Origin of the sequence: Myxococcus sp. MxC21-1 (genome assembly GCF_032612255.1) — a bacterium.
In the GTDB taxonomy this organism is placed as follows: Bacteria; Myxococcota; Myxococcia; order Myxococcales; family Myxococcaceae; genus Myxococcus; species Myxococcus virescens.
This window is the reverse complement of sequence record NZ_CP123278.1, coordinates 8,025,556-8,042,487: the sequence shown is the minus strand read 5'-3', so window position 1 is coordinate 8,042,487 and position 16,932 is coordinate 8,025,556. Positions and strand designations below refer to the sequence as shown.

Below are 16,932 nucleotides of genomic sequence, written 5' to 3'. Positions count from 1 at the left end.
CGCGTGAGCGTCGTCTGGACCCAGGTGGCGCTTGCGGGGCTGTGGGGCGGACTGGTGGCATTGGAACGCAAGGCGTTCCTTCAGGCCATGATGTCCCGGCCCCTGGTCGCGGCCACGGTCATGGGCGCACTGCTCGATGACGTGGCATCGGGTCTGGCCATCGGCATGCTCCTGGAGCTGTTCTTCCTGGGCACCGCCAACCTGGGCGCCGCGCTGCCGGAGAACGACACCCTGGCGGCCACCGGCACCAGCGCCGCCGCGGCCACGTTGTCCGCGGCCACGGGCGCGGGCTCCACGCCGGCCATCTGGTCGCTCGCCGTGCTGCTCTTCATCGGCCTGGGACGCGTGGGCCGCAAGGGGGACCGGCTGCTGGAGGGCTACACGGCGCGGCTGGCCCGGGTGGCGCTGGCCTCCGCGGAGGCGGGGAACATCACCCGCGCCATGCGGCAGAACCTGTGGGGGATGTGGCCCCACTTCGCCGTGTACGGCACGCTCACCGCGCTCTGCGCGCTGCTGGGCTTCTTCATCGAACCGCTGCTCCAGGCGCTGCCCCCGTGGTAGTGCGCGGGCTGGCGTGGGCCGGCCGGCCATGGCGTCCGTGGCGGCGGCCATCGCGGCGCAGGGCAGCCACGCGCGGCGCGCGCCGCTCTACGCGGGGCTGGGCGCGGCGGTGGTGACGGCGTCCGTCGTGTGCGTCATCCTCCTGGAGGGCCGATGAGCGCGCCCCCGGCCGCGCTTCCCTTCGGCGTGCTGCTGCGCGTCTTCTTGCGCTCGCTCTTCCTCCAGGCGTCATGGAACCCCAAGGGCATGCAGAACCTGGGGCTGGCCTACGCCGTCTATCCCGCGCTGGCGGCGCTGTACCCACAGGGGCCCGCGCGCGAGGAGGCGGTGCGCCGCCATCTCGTCTTCTTCAACACGCACCCCTACGTCGCGGCGGCGATTGTCGGCGGCGTCATCAACCACGAGGAGCGCATTGCCCGGGGGGAGGAGACACCGGACAAGGTGGTGGCCTTCAAGGCCGCGCTCATGGGGCCCCTGGCCGCGCTGGGGGACGGCTTCTTCTGGCTGTCCCTCAAGCCCGCGACGGGGGCGGTGAGCGCCGCGCTGGTGCCGCTGCTGGGCGTGTGGGCGGTGCCGCTGTTCCTGGTGCTCTACAATCTGGTGCACTTGCTGCTGCGGGTGCGCCTGTACTGGCTGGGCCTGACGCTGGGCGACAGGCTGGTGGAAGCAGTGGCTCGCGCCAACCTCCCCGCGCGGGGGCCCGGCTGCGGGCGGTGGCGGCGGCGAGCGCGGGCGGTGTGGCCGCCTGGCTCGCGGTGTCATTCGGGGCCAACGCGGGTGGGCTGTATGCGCCCCTGCTGGCGGCCGGATGCCTGGCCCTGGGGGTGGCGTCCTACGTGCTGGTCAGCCGTCGGGTGCCGAACTACGTGGTGCTCTATGTCGCGGCGGGCCTGGCCTGCGTGGCGGGAGCATTCCTCTAAGGAGAGTGGGAGTCGCGATGGCAAGCGTGGTCGAAGGGACATACGAGATCATCAACGCGCTGGGGCTGCACGCCCGGGCCGCGGCGCAGATGGTCAAGGTGGCCAACCGGTTCAAGAGCGAGGTCACCATCGAAGCCCAGGGACAGCGGGCCAATGCCAAATCCATCATGGGCGTGCTGATGCTCGCCGCCGCCCAGGGCACCCAGGTGAAGCTCACCTGCAAGGGCGACGACGCGGAAGCCTGTCTCCAGGAGCTGGCGAAGCTCATTGGTGACCGTTTCGGCGAGGCGCAGTGAAGGGTTGGTCGGAAAACGCGGTAGACGGACAGGAACGGAAGGAACCGTGAGCAGCCAGGCCACCCCCACTCTGAGGTTGTTGGGCATCGGTGCCTCTCCCGGCGTGGCAGTGGGGCACGCCTTCATCCTGGACCGCAAACGCATCCGCACGCCCAAGCTGCGGCTGGCGGAGGCGGAGGTCGAGCCCGAGCGGATGCGGATGAAGACAGCCATTGACCTGTCCGACCGCCAGCTCGCCGAGCTGAAGGAACAGATTACGCGCACCGAGGGCAGCGACCACGCCCTCATCCTCGAGGCGCACCGGTTGATGCTCCACGACCCCATGCTCGTGGACGAGGTGAACCGGCTCATCATCGAGGACCGCATCAACGCCGAGTGGGCCGTCCGGCGCGTGGCGCGCAAAATCAAGCACCTGTTCGACAACATCCCCGACGAGTACTTCCGCGAGCGCCGCTCGGACGTGGACTACGTCGCCGACCGAATCATCCGCAACCTGATGGGGCAGGTGGTGGATGAGGAAGTGGAGGTCCCCGCGGAGGCCATCGTCGTCGCGCACGACTTGTCTCCGGCGGACGCGGCGCTGATGGCGCGCAGCGGCCGGGTGGGGGGCTTCGTGACGGACCTGGGGGCCAGACGAGCCACACCGCCATCGTCGCCCGCGCGCGGGAGACGCCCGCGGTGGTGGGCGCCGGCCGGGCCAGCGAACAGATTTCGCCGGGCGACCTGGTGGCCATGGATGGCATCCGGGGCGTGGTGCTGGTGAACCCCTCGGACGAGCAGCTCACCGTCTTCCGCGAGGAGCAGCGCCGCTACCAGGAGAGCGAGCGGCTGGCCCTGGCGACCAAGGACCTGCCCGCCGTCAGCACCGACGGCTTCCAGATTCGCCTCAACGGCAACATCGAATTCCTGGAGGAAATCCCCTCGCTGCTGGCGCACGGCGCGGAGGGCATTGGCCTGTACCGCACCGAGTTCATGTTCCTGGACCGGAAGACGGCGCCCACCGAGGAGGAGCACTATCGCGCCTACCGCCAGGTGCTGGAGGCCATGGGCGGGCGCCCCGTCACCATCCGCACGTTGGATTTGGGCGGCGACAAGGTGCCGGGCAAGACGAAGCACGAGAAGGAACCGAACCCTGCCATGGGCCTGCGGGCCATCCGGTACTGCCTGTCCAACCGGGAGCTGTTCCGCACCCAGCTGCGCGCCCTGCTGCGCGCCAGCGTGCACGGCAACTTGCGGCTGATGTTCCCCCTCATCTGCGGGGTGAGTGAGCTGCGTGAGGCCCGCAGCGAGCTGGAGGCCTGCCGCACGGAGCTGGGCCGCGCGGGTGTCCCCGTGGGCAAGCGCTTCCCCGTGGGCATCATGGTGGAGACGCCCAGCGCGGCCACCATCGCCGACCGGCTGGCCCAGGAGGCGGACTTCTTCTCGGTGGGGACCAACGACCTCATCCAGTACTCGCTGGCCATCGACCGCCAGAATCGGGAGGTCGCCTACCTCTACCGGCCCCTCCACCTGTCCGTGCTCCGGCAGCTGCGCGGCATCATCGACGCGGGCCGGGCGGCCAACATCCCCGTGTCCATGTGTGGGGAAATGGCGGGAGATCCGCTCTACACCCTGGTGCTGCTGGCGCTGGGCTTCGACGAGCTGTCCATGACGTCGGGGCAGATTCCGGTGGTGAAGCGCTTCCTGCGCCGGGTGAGCCGTGTGGAGGCCATGGACCTGCTTCAGAATGCCATGGAGCTGACCACGGCGGAGGAAATCGAGCGCTACGTGCGCACGGAGATGGACCGCCGCTTCAGTGAGACGATGGAGCCGGGCGCGCCGGGAGTCGGGAACGCGGAGCCCACGGACCACGAGCCCTCCGAGCACGGGGCTTCGCCCTCGGGACGGAACACGGCCTGACCCCGCGCCCGTGAGGGCGGGGCGGACGGCGGTGGCTTGCCAACATGGCTACCGGACCCGAAGGGGATTCCGGACGCGAGCCGTCGTGTGCAACTTGCCGGGACGAGCACAGGGGGGCGCCCCAGGAGCAAGCATGTTCAATCCCGCCAACATCCAGATGGGTATGACCGCGAGAGACCGGGACGGTGAGGAGGTGGGCACCATCATCGCCGCGGACGCGGCGGGTTTCTTCATCGGCAGGGGGCGCCTCTTCACGCGCGACTGCCGGCTGTCCTTCTCGGATGTGGCGGACATCGACGGGGAGGACGTCTACCTGCGTGAGGAGTTGTCGCACCTGCCGGACCTCAAGCCGGAGGCCCTGGCACCCGCGCGGCGGTCCTCCACCACGGCGGGCCTGCCGCTCCAGCACGACTTGACGGGCGGACTGGGCTGGGCGGACGACGACACCGACGAAGAGTCCTCGGCGCCGTCTTCGGCCCGGGAGCCCTCCGGCATGCAGCAGTGGGCCCGCGGGGAGGGCGAAGCGGCGCCTCGTCGCGAGGCCCCTTCCGCGGATGCGCGGCGGTACACGCGCCACTGAGCGCCCCCGCTGCGGCGTTGCTCACCAGCTCGACTTGACGACGCCGGGAATCTCTCCCCGGAGCGCCTTCTCACGGAACGCGATGCGAGACAGGCCGAAGCGCCTCAGGTTGCCCCGAGGCCTTCCCGTCAGCGCGCAGCGGTTCGTCACGCGGTTGGGGTTCGAGTCGCGGGGCAGTGACGCCAGCGCGTCCTGCGCCGCGCGCCTTTCTTCATAGGGCAGGGTGAGGTCGCGGATGCGCGCCTTCAGCGCCGCGCGGCGCTTCGCGTACTTCGCGACCAGGGCCTTGCGCTGCGCGTTGCGCGCGACCTTGCTCTTCTTCGCCATGGCTGTGTCTTTCTCGCTCAGGGGGCGGGGGAGGGACGACGTTCAGGTGGGGCGGCGGTGCCGGGGATTCGTCCGCGTCGTCCGCCCCGACGTCGACGAGCAGCGGGGGCGCGAACTCACGGCCATGAAGCCGGTGCCGCGCGGCGGCCCGGAGGCGGGTGGGGCGGGTGGGGCGTCCATCGCGCCGGCGCATCAGAGCTTCACTCCCTCCGCGAGCAGCTCCCGCACCACGCGGTCGATGCCGCGCTGGTTGATGATGCGGATGCCGTGCGTGCTCACCCGCAGCTTCACGAAGCGGTTCATGCTGGGCACCCAGAAGCGGTGCCACTGGAGGTTCGGCAGCGAGCGCCGCTTGTGCCGGTTGTTGGCGTGGGAGACGGTGTTGCCGACGAGTGGCCGCTTCCCGGTGACCTGGCAGACCTTCGACATGGTGGGGTCCTCTAGAGTGCTTCGATGGAGAGAAAGAGCCGCCGCCGACCACTGCTGGCGATGGCGGGAGAGCGGTGCACGGCGCCGTTGCCCTGATTGCCGGGCCAGGACTCGCCCTTGAGGAGCGCCACGTCGAAGCGCTCCAGCGCGTGGACGGGCGCGGGCAGCCCATCCAACCGGCGCCGCAAATCCGGCGCGTCGCCCCGTACGCGGGCGATGACGTCCAACTCGCGGGTGGCCGCCACGTCGCTGAGCCAATGCGCCAGCGGCGCGTCCAGGCCCCGGCGCCACACGCAGCGGTTGAGGTCCTCGCGGTAGATGCCCGCGAGCTCCTCGGGCGTCCACACGAAGGCATGGGCGGGCGGAGCGAGGGAGCGGAGGGCGGTCTGCATCAGGCGCGCTCCTCGTCCTCGTCGGGCGCGTCCGTCCGCTGCACCTGCCATTCGGGAAACGGGTCCTCCAGACGCACCCAGTGTTGGGGCCCGCGCGCCAGCTCCTCCGGCGTGAGCAGACACGCCTCCAGCAGCCGGGCCATCTCCTCGTGGTCCGCGTCCTGGGTGATGAAGACGATTTCCTGCCGCCGGTCGCCGTGTGGGCCCACGCACTCGCGCTCGATGTCGGCGCGCGCCTGGGCATCCTCCGGCCACTCGGCGCGGGGCATCGCGTCCCACCACACGCCGCCGGGCTCGAAGCTGCAGGCGCCGCCCGCCTGGGCCCAGACACCGGCGATGTCCATCCGCGTGGCGAGCCAGAAGAAGCCCTTGGAGCGCAGCACGCCCTTCCAGCTCTCGTGGATGAAGTCCCACAGCCGCGCGGGGTGGAAGGGCACGCGGCCGCGGAAGACGAAGCTGCGGATGCCGTAGGTCTCCGTCTCCGGCGTGTGTTCGCCCCGCAGCTCCTTGAGCCAGCCCGGGGCGCGCCGCGCGCGTTCGAAGTCGAAGCGGCCGGTGTTGAGCACCGCGGAGGGGGCACGCGGCCCCGCTCGGAGGTGACGAGGTGCGCGTCCGGGTTGAGCTTGCGCAGGATGTCCTTCAGCCGGGCCAGCTCCTTCGCCGGGACGAGGTCCGTCTTGTTGAGGACGAGCACGTCCGCGAACTCCACCTGCTCCACCAGCAGGTCCACCACGGTGCGCTCGTCCTCGTCCGCCGCGGCCAGTCCGCGCGCGGCGAGGTCATCCGCGGCGCTCCAGTCCCGCAGGAAGTTGAGGGCGTCCACCACCGTGACGAGCGTGTCCAGCCGCGCGACGTCCGACAGCCCCTGGCCCTGCTCGTCCGTGAAGGTGAACGTCTCCGCGACGGGCAGCGGTTCGGAGATGCCGGTGGATTCGATGAGCAGGTAGTCGAAGCGGCCCTCCCGGGCGAGCCGGGAGACCTCCAGCAGCAGGTCCTCGCGCAGCGTGCAGCAGATGCAGCCGTTGGACAGCTCCACCAGCTTCTCGTCCACGCGGCTCAGCGCGCCGCCGCCCGTCTTCACCAGCCGGCCGTCGATGTTCACCTCGCTCATGTCGTTGACGATGACCGCCACCCGCAGGCCCTCCCGGTTCTGGAGGACGTGGTTGAGCAGCGTCGTCTTGCCCGCGCCCAGGAAGCCGGAGAGCACCGTTACCGGCAGCCGGGCCGTGGCCGCGGGCGCCGTCATGGCTTGCCCTCCACGAACAGCACATGCTTGCGCACGCGCGGGTCGTACTTCCTGAGCTGGAGCTTCTCCTGCGACTTCCGCTTGTTCTTCGTCGTTGTGTAGACGTAGCCAGTCCCCGCCGACGACACGAGATGGATGATGGTGCGGTTTCCCTTGGGCATGGTGGGCTCCAGCCGCGCGGACATGACAGGGCATGCCGCGACGATTCGCTGCCGCGGAGTCACGTCGGGATGGCGGTGTTGATGTGTCGGGTGTTGTTGTATCTGAGTTGCGTTTGTCGTGCAAGCAACTGCGCGGGCCCGACGTCCGGAGAGCGCGCGCCGCTAAGCCTCGGCGTCTTCGTCCACGTCCGGGATGCGAGTCGCGCTTTGCCGCTTCCGGTAGCGCCTGATGGCGCGCTCCAGGGGGCGCAGGCCCGCCAGGCACAGCAGGGCGATGGTCATGGTGGTGACGGCGGCGAAGTAGAAGCCCAGGCCGGCAGCCAGGCCCACGGACGCGGTGAGCCAGAGGTTGGCCGCCGTCGTCAGTCCCTTCACCTGTCCGTTGTGGCGCAGGATGACGCCCGCGCCGAGGAAGCCGATGCCCACCACCACCTGGCTGGCGATGCGGCTGATGTCGCCTCGGGTACCTTCGGGGGTGTCAGGGCCCAACGCCACTTCGATGAAGACGCTGGCCAGCGTGAAGCAGCACGCGCCCAGGGAGACGAGGATGTGGGTGCGCAGCCCGGCCGCCTGGCCGCGCACCTCACGCTCCAGGCCCAGCACGCCCCCCAGCAGGGCGGCCAGGGCCAATCTCAGCGCGACAATCTGCTCATCCACGAGCGGGGAGCCTACTCACCCAGCTCGATTTTCTCGTCCTTGTCCGCTTCGCTCAGTTCGGGATTGGGCAAGGTGGCCAGCGTGGCCGTCAGCAGCTTGCTGGACGGCACCACGTAGGGCGCCACTTCTTCACCCAGCTCCTGGACGTACTGACCCACGCGCTGCTCGTAGTCCGCGTCCTTGGAGTTCCAGCTCCCGGCGGCGTCGGCGGACCAGACCTCTTCACCGTCGCGGCAGCGCACCAGCTTCGCGCTCACCGCGGCCTCCGCGCCGCTGCCCCGGAGCTGAATCTGGGGGGACAGCCAGAGCACGCCCTCCAGCCCCTCCACGCACAGCGTCTTGAACGTGGCGTCCGTGGGCACGTCGGGCAGCGCCGCGCTCTCCTTCACCAGGAAGTCGCGGTTCTGGTTCACCCACTGGCGGGCGATGAGGCTCCACAGCTCGCCCACGGCGACCTTGCCGTCGGGCAGCGGCTGCGTCACCACCACCAGTCGCTTCACCTGGTGCTTGTCCACCGTGTCGTAGTCACTGCGCAGCCGCTGATTCTTCACCGCGGAGCATCCGGACAGCAGGCCCAGCCCGAGCACGGGCAACAGTCGCTTCATCATGATGTCCCTCTCCCGGCCCCCTTCCGCGGGAAGGGGGCCTCCTTCAGGTGCACGCCCGGGCCAGGCGGCTCAGGCCGCCTTCGGCTCGGTGTCCTTGCCACCGCCAGTCGAGCCGCCCTCACCGGAGGACGCGCCCGACTCGCGCTGACGCCGGTCGTACATGAGCTGCATCACCGCGGCCAGCACCGTGAAGGACACCACCAGCGTGGTGATGAGGCCAATGCACGCTACCAGACCCATGGAGCGCAGGCCGTTGTGGGCCGCGGCCAGCAGCGCCGCGAAGGCCACCACCGCCGTGAGCGTGGAGGACGCCACGGCCGCGCCCACGCTGCGCAAGGCCACCAGGGGTGAGGTGCCCTCCAGGAAGCGGTGGAGCAGGTAGAGGCCGTGACTCACCCCGAAGCCCAGGAGGATGGGCAGGATGATGATGTTCATGAAGTTCAGGCGCAGCCCCGTCAGCGCCATGATGCCCAGCATCATCGCCACGCCCACGCCGAGCGGAATCACGGACGCCAGCGCCAGCTTCACGTTGCGGAAGTCCAGGAAGTGCATGGCCAGAATCCAGAGCGCGGTGAGCACCACGGTGACCTTGCCGTCCCAGAGGACGATGCGCGCCAGCCGCGCGTAGAGCTGCGTGGCGCCCGCGGCGCGGAACTCCTTCTCCACCGTGGGGGCCTTGGGGTCCCACGCGTCCTGGTCGAACTTGCCCGGCGTGTACGCGGCCTTGATGACCTTCGTCTCGTCGGAGAACTTCAGCATCTTCTGGCCGTCCATCAGGTCCACGCTCGCGTAGATGTACGTGAGGTAGCCGTGGTTCTCCGGCTTCGCGGAGGGCAGGTTGCGGAACTGCGCGGTGTAGTTGGCCGGGACGCCGTGGACGTCGAAGGGCTTGGCGTCCAGCACCTTCTTGAAGAAGTCCGCGTTGGCCTGCATCTCCGGCGGCAGCGCGGCGACGGAGAAGCCCTCGTCCTCCAACTGCTGCATCTCCGCCTTCCACTCCTCCAGCACCTTGGCGTTGGCCGCGGCCGTCTCCGCCGGGGGCACGAAGGTGAAGATGCTCACCACCTGGTCGATGGAGGGGTACTTGTGCGCGTTCTGCGTCAGCTCCCGGTACACACCTTCGGCCTCGTCCAGGTCCTTGGTGTAGATGGCCATCGGGTCGCTGGAGATGTTGAAGCGCTCGTTGATTTCGTCCTGGAGCAGCACGGACGACATGCCGTCGGGGATGAGCGCGCGGGTGTTGTAGTTGAAGCTCACGCCGTACTTGAGGCGCTCGAAGAAGCCCAGCTCCACGCCCTTGGGCGGCTCCTCCGAACCGGCCCAGGGCACCGCGGCGGCGCAGATGAGCGCGACGATGGCCGTGCTGATGCCCAGCACCATCTTCGGCTTGGGGATGCGCAGCTCCTTGCCGGTGGTGGCGGAGTTGGTGGGCGGCGGCTTCATCACGCCGATGAGCTTCTGGGGCAGCTCCGGGTTGATGCGGCCGGCCAGCGCCAGGATGGCCGCGCTCCAGCAGAACAGCGTCAGGCCCAGGATGAGCGTGCCCGCGCCGGCCAGGAAGCCGAACTGGCTGAAGCCGCGGAACTCGCTGACCATCAGCACGAAGAAGGAGCCCGCCGTCACCACCGCGGCCACCGCGGCCGGGCGGCCCGCATTCATCACCGCGTCCCGGATGGCCACGTCGTACGGCTTGCCCATGCCCAGCTCCAGCCGGGTGCGGAAGATGAAGTGGATGCCGTAGTCGATGCCGAAGCCGAGCAGGATGCCGCCCAGGATGGACGTAATCATGTTCAGCTCGCCCACCGTCGCGTAGGTGAACCCGAGCGTATAAATCGTGCCTACCACCGTGCCGATGACGACCAGGAAGGTCGGCGCCAGCTTGCGGAAGAAGATGATGGTGATGAGGAAGATGGAGCCCAGGGCAATGAGCGTCACCGGCTCCAGCGACTCTTCAATCGCGAAGGAGTCATCCACCGTCGTCTTGTAGGAACCGGTGAAGCCGTAGGCGATGGTCTTTCCATCACCCATCAGCTGGTAGTCCTCCACCAGCTTCACCTTGCCCGGCTGCGCGGAGTACGCGTCAATCTGGCCCTTGAGCCGCTCAAGGTAGTCCTTCGTCTTGCCGATTTCGGTGTTGTCCCACATCGGCTTGACGAGCAGCATCAACATCTTCTTGTCGTTGGAGATGTTGTAGTCGTCGCGGATGCTCTTCTTGCCAATGGAGGAGTACTTGTCGACCAGGTCCTGCATGTCGAGCTCGACGGGCTTGGAGCCGCCCAGGTCGATGAAGAACGGGTTGCTGCGCTTCAGCTTGTCGCGCAGGAACGCCATGATGCGGCGCTTGCCCTCGACCAGGTCCTCCGTCTTCACGAAGAGGACCATGTTCTGCTGGATGAACTCGACGGGCAGCTTGTAGGAGACGTTGCGGACGTTCTCCTTGTCGTCCTGCATGATTTTCGCGAGGTCGTCGGCGGTGCGCTTGAGCGCGGCCTCGTCCTCCGAGCGCAGGGCGACCATGAGGAAGCCGCTGCCGCCCACCATGTCGATGACCTGCTTGACGTCCTTCACCTCTTCCAGGTCCTGGGAGATGAGGTCGAGCTGGTTGGAGTTGATGTGCAGCTTCGACGTCCCCCACAGCGACACGGCCAGCAGGGCCAGCATCACGAGGAGGACCGCCCCGGGCCTGCGGACCAGCAGTCCGGCAAAGGCTTGGGCGAAACGGGAGTGGGAGTTCGGATTTCTATCGCCGCTCATGCGGCGGCGACCCTACTGGCAAACGCCCTGACCCGAAAGGCAAAGCCCGGCCGCCAGGTCGCTGCCCTGCCACGGACGCCCGCGTCATGGCGGGGCGCCCCAGGGCCCGCCCTCAGTGGGCGGGCGGCGCGGTGACCCGCAGCACGTCGTTTTCCGGTTCCTTGGGAGGCAAAAGGAACGAGCGCGGGTGCTTCACCAGGTGCGAGAGCACGGCGCGCAGGAAGGGCAGGGCCTCGCGGGCCGGGACGTCGCGGGCGCGGACGGCCACCCCCAGCGCCAGCGAGAAGGACACCCCGAAGTTGATGAGGCCGGTGAGGGCCATGCCCGCCAGCGCGGCCAGGAACTCCGGCTGGAGCACCGCGCCGGGTCCCATCGCCGTGCCCGCCAGGGAGAGCGAGCCGAGCACGAAGGTGACGTGGCGCACGTCCAGCGTCAGGCCGAAGAAGCCGCCCACCAACGGCCCCAGGGCCAGCAGGAAGCCCAGCGTCACGTTGGCCCCCAGGCCGGAGGCCGCGTGCTGGAAGGTGTCCGCCAGCCGCCGGGCGCGCGCCTCCCCAGGAGTCGCCGCAGCACGCGGTGGTGGGCCAGCGCCTCGGGCAGCCGCCGGTACACCACGAAGTTCTCCAGCCAACCACCCGCCACGCTGCTCATCCACAGCATGACGCCCGTCATGGCGGCGAATATCAGCGTGCCGCTCTTCCACGGATGCAGCGAGGCCACCGTGGCCTGGGCCTTGGCCGGGCTCAGGAAGGTGTGGCCGGTGATGAACTGGTACCCCAGCGCGAACACGATGGCCGCCGGGGCCACCACGCCCAGGTTGCCCATGAAGGCCGCCAACTGGGAGCGGGTGATTCGCGGGATGAGCTCCACCAGGCTCGCCAGCCGCTCCCCTCGGGCACCTTCTCCCACCGCGCCCGCCAGCGTGGCCGCCGTCACGGACGGCTGCTTGGTGGCCAGGGTGAAGCCCAGCGCTTGGATGAGGAGGAAGGCCAGGGCGTAGTTGAGGCCCACGGCGAGGAAGGAGAAGAAGGGCGCCAGCATCAGGCCCGACAGGAGCATCTTGGCGGCCACCGCCATCGCCGTGACCAGCCCGCCGCCCGCCGCGGAGTGCACCATCGCGTGGAAGCCCTCGCGGGTGCTGGTGATGTAGTGCTCGCCGGAGTGCCCCGCGCGTTCGATGATTTTGCGCGCCAGCATCCGCATGTTGCGCTTCACCAGCTCCACCACGGAGCGGTCCGCGTGCGCGCGCCGCAGCAGGTCCGACACCAGCGCCATGGCCTCGCGCCAGCGCGCTTCGCCCCGAGGGGCCCCCAGCACGCGGGCAATGGCCTCCATGCGCTCCAGGCCCCGGCGGATGCGCTCCAGCCGGTACACCAGGTCCACGCTGACGCCCGAGTCCTCCAGGTGGCGTGACACGCTGCCCACCACCTGGCGGCAGTCGGCCACGCATTGCGATAAATCCCGCAGCGTGTCCGCCGCCGCGTCGCGCGCCAGGACCGCGTCACAGACCAGCCGCATCCGCAGGAAGGGCGAGGCACGGAAGGACGTCTCCGGGCTGCGGTCGCGCACGTCCTCGGCCATGCCCAGGGCCGCCACCTGCACCGCCAGCAGCAGCAGCGCGTCCATCAAATCCGCGCGCACGCGGGCGGCGGGCATGGGCCCTGGCGACGCGGGTTCGCCGACCAGCGCCGCGAGCTGCGCGAGCCGCGCGGGGGACAGCCGTGCCAGCCAGTCCGCGTCGTCCGGGTCCGGGCACAGGCGCAGCAGCAGCTCCGACAGCTTGCCGGGCTCCGGAGGGGCGGGCAGCAGCGAACGGGCGAGCCGGTCCGACGCCTCCGCGAAGAAGCCCTGGCCGGCGGGCAGCCCCACCTGGGCGAAGAGCTTGAGGCCCCGGCTGCCCTCGAACACGGTGGCCACCAGCCGCGTGAGGGCGGCGCGCATGGCGGGCTCGCCTTCGAGCACGCGCACCATCAGGGCCAGCCGGGTGTCGGCGGCGGAGGCCTCGGGTTCGGAGGCGTCCACCAGCGCGTGGGCGGGGATGCGCTCGCGCAGCCACTGCATCCAGCGCTCCACCCACTGGAGCCGGTCCTCCAGGCTGCCCTCGGGCACGTTGCACAGCAACCGGTACAAATCCCGCACGGCGGAGTGGCCCGGCGCCCGGGGCGCGTACTGCATGCAGAACGCGTCCACTTCGCGGGCGGAGGGCTGCTGCCTGGGGGCGGGGGACGGCACGGGGGCGGGGTCGGTCATCGGCCAGGCACGAGGGGAGGGGCGACTCTACGCGATGCGCGGACCCCGCGAAAACAATGGTGCGGCCGGGAAGCCTGGTGGCCCGGCCGCCGGGCAGGTGCGGGCTACTTCTTCTTCACCTTCGCCAGCTCCGTGCGCATGCGCTCCAGCAGCAGGTCCCAGCCGCCCTTCTCCATCAGCGGCTTCACCTGCGTGTCCCGGATGTCCTGAAGCATGGACGAGCCCAGCACCGTCACGTCCACGACCTTCCAGGCGGCGGCTTCCTTCACCAGGCGGTACTTGAGCTTCATCTCCTGCGTCTTCAGCGGGTGCTTGATGAAGACGGTGGAGGCCACCGTGGCCTCGGGGCCCTGCACCTGCGACGGCTCGTAGGTGATGCTGTCCAGGTTCTTGAAGTTCTCCCGCACGCGAGGGAAGGCGATGTTCGCGAAGAGGTCCTGGAACAGCGTGACGAACTCCTTGCGCTGCGCATCGGTGCCCTTGTCCCAGTTGTCGCCGAGCAGGAACTTGCCCTGCTCCTGGCTGCCGAAGTGCTTGAGGGCCAGGGCGTCGCGCTCGTAGCGCACGGACTGCACGACGGTCTTCACCGGCTTGGCGATGGGGTCTTCCTTCGCGGCGAGCGCGGGGAGGGCGAAGGCGAAGGTGGCCAGGAAGGCGAGGGTACGGAAGCGGGCGTTCATGTCGGGCTGCTCCTCCAGAGCGGATGCGCGGACGTCTGTTAGCCCAAGGGAACGTCCGGCGCCTCGCGAAATTCACGCTGGGGTGGGAGGCGGCCATCCGGCCGTCGCCAGCCTGGTCGCTGTTCGCTGGCGGATTCCGAAAAGTTGAATGATGCGGCGCTCTTGCGCGTTTGACTCCTCTAGGACGCCACGTCTAGTGTCCGGCCTTCGCGCACTGTCAGCGCAGCCTCTGAGACGACATGCCTACCGACTTCCTGTTCACGTCTGAATCCGTCACTGAAGGCCACCCGGACAAGATCGCCGACCAGATCTCCGACGGTGTGCTGGATGCCATCATCGCCAAGGACCCTCAGGCGCGCGTCGCCGTGGAGACGCTCGTCAAGACGGGCCTCGCCATCGTCGCGGGTGAGGTGACGACGAACTGTTACGTGGACATCCCGAAGCTCGTCCGCAGCACCATCTGCCGCATCGGGTACACCGACAGCTCCATGGGCTACGACGGCAACACCTGCGGCGTCATGGTGGCCATCGAAGGCCAGAGCCAGGACATCGCCCGGGGTGTCGACAACAAGAAGGACCAGGGCGCCGGCGACCAGGGCATGATGTTCGGCTTCGCCTGCGATGAGACGCCGGAGCTGATGCCGGCCCCCATCCACTACGCGCACGCCATCACCCGCCGCCTGGCGGATGTGCGTCGCAAGCAGCACCCGTGGATCCGCCCGGACGGCAAGAGCCAGGTGACGGTGGAGTACCGCGACGGCCGCCCCGCCCGCATCGACGCGGTGGTGGTGTCCACGCAGCACTCCGATGAGGTCTCCAACAAGAAGATCCAGGAGGCCATCCGCGAGGACGTCATCGCGAAGGCGCTGCCCAAGAAGCTCATCGACAACAAGACGAAGTTCTTCATCAACCCCACCGGCCGCTTCGTGGTGGGTGGCCCCATGGGTGACTCCGGCCTGACGGGCCGGAAGATCATCGTGGACACCTACGGCGGCATGGGCCGTCACGGTGGCGGCGCGTTCAGCGGCAAGGACCCGTCCAAGGTGGACCGCTCGGCCGCGTACATGGGCCGTCACATCGCCAAGACGGTGGTGGCCGCGGGCCTGGCCCGGCGCTGCGAGGTGCAGGTGTCCTACGCCATCGGCGTGGCCGAGCCCGTCAGCGTCATGGTGGAGACCTTCGGCACCGCCACGGTTCCGGAAGAGCGCATCGCCCTGGCCGTCCGCAAGACGTTCGGCCTGCGTCCGCGCGAAATCACCGAGTACCTGAACCTGCTGCGGCCCATCTACCAGAAGACCGCCGCCTACGGCCATTTCGGCCGCACGGAGAAGGAGTTCACCTGGGAGCGCGTCGAGGAGAAGAAGGACGCGCTGCGGGATGCCGCCAAGAGCGCCACGCCGTCAGGTGGCCGCCGCCTGAAGGCCGTCTGAGGCAGGGCGCTTCAATTCGGCCCTCGCGCTGCCTCACCGGCGCGTGAGGGCTCGTAAGCACACGGGCCGTCTCCATCAGAAGGAGGCGGCCCGTTGTGTTTCCGCCTGGGCGCTTCGCTGGCGCGTGAGGGCCCGCAACAAGACGGGCCGCTTCCCAGCGAGGGAGGCGGCCCGTTGTGTTTCTGCCTGAGCGTTACTCGCGCCCGTGATGCCTGGCGCTTGGGCGAGGCCCTCGCCCCGGTGCATGCGGGCGAGGGCGACAGCGGACCGCTCAGTAGCGGTAGGTGTCCGGCTTGTACGGGCCGGAGGTCTTCACGCCGATGTAGTCAGCCTGCTCCTGGCTCAGCTCGGTGAGCTGCGCGTTGAGCTTCTTGAGCTGGAGGCGAGCGACCTTCTCGTCCAGGTGCTTGGGCAGCACGTACACCTTGCCGACCTCGTAGTTGGCGCTGTGCGAGTACAGCTCAATCTGCGCGATGGTCTGGTTCGCGAACGAGCTGGACATCACGTAGCTGGGGTGGCCGGTGCCGCAGCCCAGGTTCACCAGCCGGCCCTTGGCCAGCAGGATGATGCGCTTGTTGTCCGGGAAGATGACGTGGTCGACCTGCGGCTTGATCTCCTCCCACTGGTACTTCTCCAGGGCGGCGACCTCGATTTCGTTGTCGAAGTGGCCGATGTTGCAGACGATGGCCTGGTCCTTCATCTTCGCCATGTGGTCGTGCGTGATGACGCCCTTGTTACCGGTGGCCGTCACGAAGATGTCCGCCTTGTCCGCGGCGTACTCCATGGTGACGACGCGGTAGCCTTCCATGGCCGCCTGGAGCGCGCAGATGGGGTCGATTTCCGTCACCCACACCTGGGCGGACAGCGCGCGCAGCGCCTGCGCGGAGCCCTTGCCCACGTCGCCGTAGCCCGCGACGACGGCAATCTTGCCGGCGATCATCACGTCCGTGGCGCGCTTGATGCCGTCCACCAGCGACTCACGGCAACCGTACAGGTTGTCGAACTTGCTCTTCGTCACGCTGTCGTTGACGTTGATGGCGCGGAACAGGAGCGTGCCCTTGGCGGACATCTCCTGGAGGCGGTGCACGCCCGTGGTGGTCTCCTCGGTGACGCCGAGAATCTTCGCGCTCTTGCGCGTGTACCAGGTCGCGTCCTCGGCCAGCTTCGCCTTGATGGCGGCGTACAGCTCGCGCTCTTCCTCGCTCTGGGGGTTGGCCAGGACGCTGGCGTCCTTCTCCGCGCGCTTGCCCAGGTGCATGAGCAGCGTGGCGTCACCGCCGTCGTCCAGAATCATGTTCGGGCCCTCGTGGTCGCTGCCCGCGGGGCCGAAGTCGAAGATGCGGTGGGTGAAGTCCCAGTACTCCTTGAGGGACTCGCCCTTGTGCGCGAACACCGGCGTGCCGGCCTGCACCAGCGCGGCGGCGGCGTGGTCCTGCGTGGAGAAGATGTTGCACGACGCCCAGCGGACCTCGGCGCCCAGCGCCTGGAGCGTCTCCACCAGCACGGCCGTCTGGATGGTCATGTGCAGCGAGCCCGTCACGCGCGCGCCCTTGAGCGGCTGCGTCTTGGCGTACTCCTCGCGGATGGCCATGAGCGCGGGCATTTCGCTCTCGGCGATGCGGATTTCCTTGCGGCCCCAGTCGGCGAGCGACAGGTCGGCGATGGCGTAATCCTGCTTCAGGGACTTGGTTGCGGCGGTCATGGCAATGGCTCCTGGTCCAGCGGGCGCGGCGTTCCGGGCT

13 protein-coding genes and 5 pseudogenes are annotated in these 16,932 nt (G+C 69.0%); 6 read left to right on the top strand and 12 right to left on the bottom strand.

All coding sequences use genetic code 11. The annotated features are described in order from the left end of the window. Nucleotides 1–3 precede the first annotated feature (3 nt). From QEG98_RS35895 to QEG98_RS35875, 5 genes and pseudogenes are all read left to right on the top strand, one after another. Nucleotides 4–718 (top strand): annotated as a pseudogene (locus QEG98_RS35895) (PTS sugar transporter subunit IIC). After that, nucleotides 715–1,481, top strand: a pseudogene (locus QEG98_RS35890) (PTS system mannose/fructose/sorbose family transporter subunit IID). The pseudogenes QEG98_RS35895 and QEG98_RS35890 overlap by 4 nt, the downstream one beginning before the upstream one ends. 17 nt (nucleotides 1,482–1,498) lie before the next feature. Continuing rightward, on the top strand, nucleotides 1,499–1,777 hold the full coding sequence (locus QEG98_RS35885) for an HPr family phosphocarrier protein (protein WP_316564511.1): 279 nt from the start codon (nucleotides 1,499–1,501) through the stop codon (nucleotides 1,775–1,777). Between the two features lie 46 nt (nucleotides 1,778–1,823). Further along, nucleotides 1,824–3,676 (top strand): annotated as a pseudogene (gene ptsP, locus QEG98_RS35880) (phosphoenolpyruvate--protein phosphotransferase). A 133-nt stretch (nucleotides 3,677–3,809) separates the two neighbouring features. Further along, nucleotides 3,810–4,256 carry a hypothetical protein gene (locus tag QEG98_RS35875; RefSeq protein ID WP_316564510.1) on the top strand — a complete coding sequence of 149 codons (447 nt, stop codon included), beginning with the start codon at nucleotides 3,810–3,812 and terminating at the stop codon, nucleotides 4,254–4,256. Nucleotides 4,257–4,277: 21 nt separating this feature from the next. Here QEG98_RS35875 and rpsN read toward each other — a convergent pair whose 3' ends face one another. The 11 genes and pseudogenes from rpsN to QEG98_RS35820 all read right to left on the bottom strand — a co-directional run bounded on the left by rpsN (nucleotide 4,278) and on the right by QEG98_RS35820 (nucleotide 13,760). After that, the gene (gene rpsN, locus QEG98_RS35870) at nucleotides 4,278–4,583 is read right to left on the bottom strand and encodes a 30S ribosomal protein S14 (RefSeq protein WP_316564509.1); all 306 of its coding nucleotides are present in this window, start codon (nucleotides 4,581–4,583) and stop codon (nucleotides 4,278–4,280) included. A gap of 192 nt (nucleotides 4,584–4,775) precedes the next feature. Further along, the gene (gene rpmB / locus QEG98_RS35865; protein ID WP_011556457.1) at nucleotides 4,776–5,012 is read right to left on the bottom strand and encodes a 50S ribosomal protein L28; all 237 of its coding nucleotides are present in this window, start codon (nucleotides 5,010–5,012) and stop codon (nucleotides 4,776–4,778) included. An 11-nt stretch (nucleotides 5,013–5,023) separates the two neighbouring features. Further along, nucleotides 5,024–5,404 carry a DUF1826 domain-containing protein gene (locus QEG98_RS35860; protein ID WP_316564508.1) on the bottom strand — a complete coding sequence of 127 codons (381 nt, stop codon included), beginning with the start codon at nucleotides 5,402–5,404 and terminating at the stop codon, nucleotides 5,024–5,026. Continuing rightward, nucleotides 5,404–5,970: a GTP-binding protein gene (locus tag QEG98_RS35855; RefSeq protein ID WP_316564507.1), complete on the bottom strand. Its 567-nt coding sequence runs from the start codon at nucleotides 5,968–5,970 to the stop codon at nucleotides 5,404–5,406. The genes QEG98_RS35860 and QEG98_RS35855 overlap by 1 nt, the downstream gene beginning before the upstream one ends. A gap of 92 nt (nucleotides 5,971–6,062) precedes the next feature. Then, nucleotides 6,063–6,650: pseudogene (locus QEG98_RS35850) on the bottom strand (GTP-binding protein); the annotation flags it as partial. After that, nucleotides 6,647–6,811 carry a 50S ribosomal protein L33 gene (gene rpmG, locus QEG98_RS35845; RefSeq protein WP_011556454.1) on the bottom strand — a complete coding sequence of 55 codons (165 nt, stop codon included), beginning with the start codon at nucleotides 6,809–6,811 and terminating at the stop codon, nucleotides 6,647–6,649. The pseudogene QEG98_RS35850 and the gene rpmG, both read right to left, overlap by 4 nt. A 162-nt stretch (nucleotides 6,812–6,973) precedes the next feature. Then, nucleotides 6,974–7,468, bottom strand: coding sequence for an MgtC/SapB family protein (locus QEG98_RS35840; protein ID WP_316564506.1), 495 nt, complete (start codon nucleotides 7,466–7,468; stop codon nucleotides 6,974–6,976). Nucleotides 7,469–7,479: 11 nt separating this feature from the next. Continuing rightward, a complete protein-coding gene (locus tag QEG98_RS35835) occupies nucleotides 7,480–8,076 on the bottom strand; it encodes an MXAN_6521/LA_1396 family lipoprotein (RefSeq protein WP_316564505.1) in 597 nt (198 codons plus the stop codon). Nucleotides 8,077–8,145: 69 nt separating this feature from the next. After that, entirely contained in the window at nucleotides 8,146–10,830 is a 2,685-nt protein-coding gene (locus QEG98_RS35830) for an efflux RND transporter permease subunit (protein ID WP_316564504.1), read from the bottom strand. A 112-nt stretch (nucleotides 10,831–10,942) separates the two neighbouring features. After that, nucleotides 10,943–13,080 (bottom strand): annotated as a pseudogene (locus QEG98_RS35825) (site-specific recombinase). A gap of 104 nt (nucleotides 13,081–13,184) precedes the next feature. Continuing rightward, entirely contained in the window at nucleotides 13,185–13,760 is a 576-nt protein-coding gene (locus QEG98_RS35820; RefSeq protein ID WP_011556449.1) for an ABC transporter substrate-binding protein, read from the bottom strand. 239 nt (nucleotides 13,761–13,999) lie between these two features. On the opposite strand from QEG98_RS35820, the gene metK reads away from it, so the two are divergent. Continuing rightward, nucleotides 14,000–15,190, top strand: a complete 1,191-nt coding sequence (metK, locus tag QEG98_RS35815; RefSeq protein ID WP_011556448.1) for a methionine adenosyltransferase — start codon at nucleotides 14,000–14,002, stop codon at nucleotides 15,188–15,190. A 271-nt stretch (nucleotides 15,191–15,461) separates the two neighbouring features. Here the strand turns inward: metK and ahcY are convergent, their stop codons facing one another. Next, nucleotides 15,462–16,892: an adenosylhomocysteinase gene (gene ahcY / locus QEG98_RS35810; RefSeq protein WP_090488320.1), complete on the bottom strand. Its 1,431-nt coding sequence runs from the start codon at nucleotides 16,890–16,892 to the stop codon at nucleotides 15,462–15,464. Nucleotides 16,893–16,932: the final 40 nt, after the last annotated feature.

What these genes read in the sequence shown, in the direction of transcription:
- QEG98_RS35885 (WP_316564511.1), top strand. Translation starts at nt 1,499, where the DNA reads ATGGCAAGCGTGGTCGAAGGGACATACGAGATCATCAACGCGCTGGGG.
- QEG98_RS35875 (WP_316564510.1), top strand. Translation starts at nt 3,810, where the DNA reads ATGTTCAATCCCGCCAACATCCAGATGGGTATGACCGCGAGAGACCGG.
- rpsN (WP_316564509.1), bottom strand. Translation starts at nt 4,583, where the DNA reads ATGGCGAAGAAGAGCAAGGTCGCGCGCAACGCGCAGCGCAAGGCCCTG.
- rpmB (WP_011556457.1), bottom strand. Translation starts at nt 5,012, where the DNA reads ATGTCGAAGGTCTGCCAGGTCACCGGGAAGCGGCCACTCGTCGGCAAC.
- QEG98_RS35860 (WP_316564508.1), bottom strand. Translation starts at nt 5,404, where the DNA reads ATGCAGACCGCCCTCCGCTCCCTCGCTCCGCCCGCCCATGCCTTCGTG.
- rpmG (WP_011556454.1), bottom strand. Translation starts at nt 6,811, where the DNA reads ATGCCCAAGGGAAACCGCACCATCATCCATCTCGTGTCGTCGGCGGGG.
- QEG98_RS35835 (WP_316564505.1), bottom strand. Translation starts at nt 8,076, where the DNA reads ATGATGAAGCGACTGTTGCCCGTGCTCGGGCTGGGCCTGCTGTCCGGA.
- QEG98_RS35830 (WP_316564504.1), bottom strand. Translation starts at nt 10,830, where the DNA reads ATGAGCGGCGATAGAAATCCGAACTCCCACTCCCGTTTCGCCCAAGCC.
- QEG98_RS35820 (WP_011556449.1), bottom strand. Translation starts at nt 13,760, where the DNA reads ATGAACGCCCGCTTCCGTACCCTCGCCTTCCTGGCCACCTTCGCCTTC.
- metK (WP_011556448.1), top strand. Translation starts at nt 14,000, where the DNA reads ATGCCTACCGACTTCCTGTTCACGTCTGAATCCGTCACTGAAGGCCAC.
- ahcY (WP_090488320.1), bottom strand. Translation starts at nt 16,892, where the DNA reads ATGACCGCCGCAACCAAGTCCCTGAAGCAGGATTACGCCATCGCCGAC.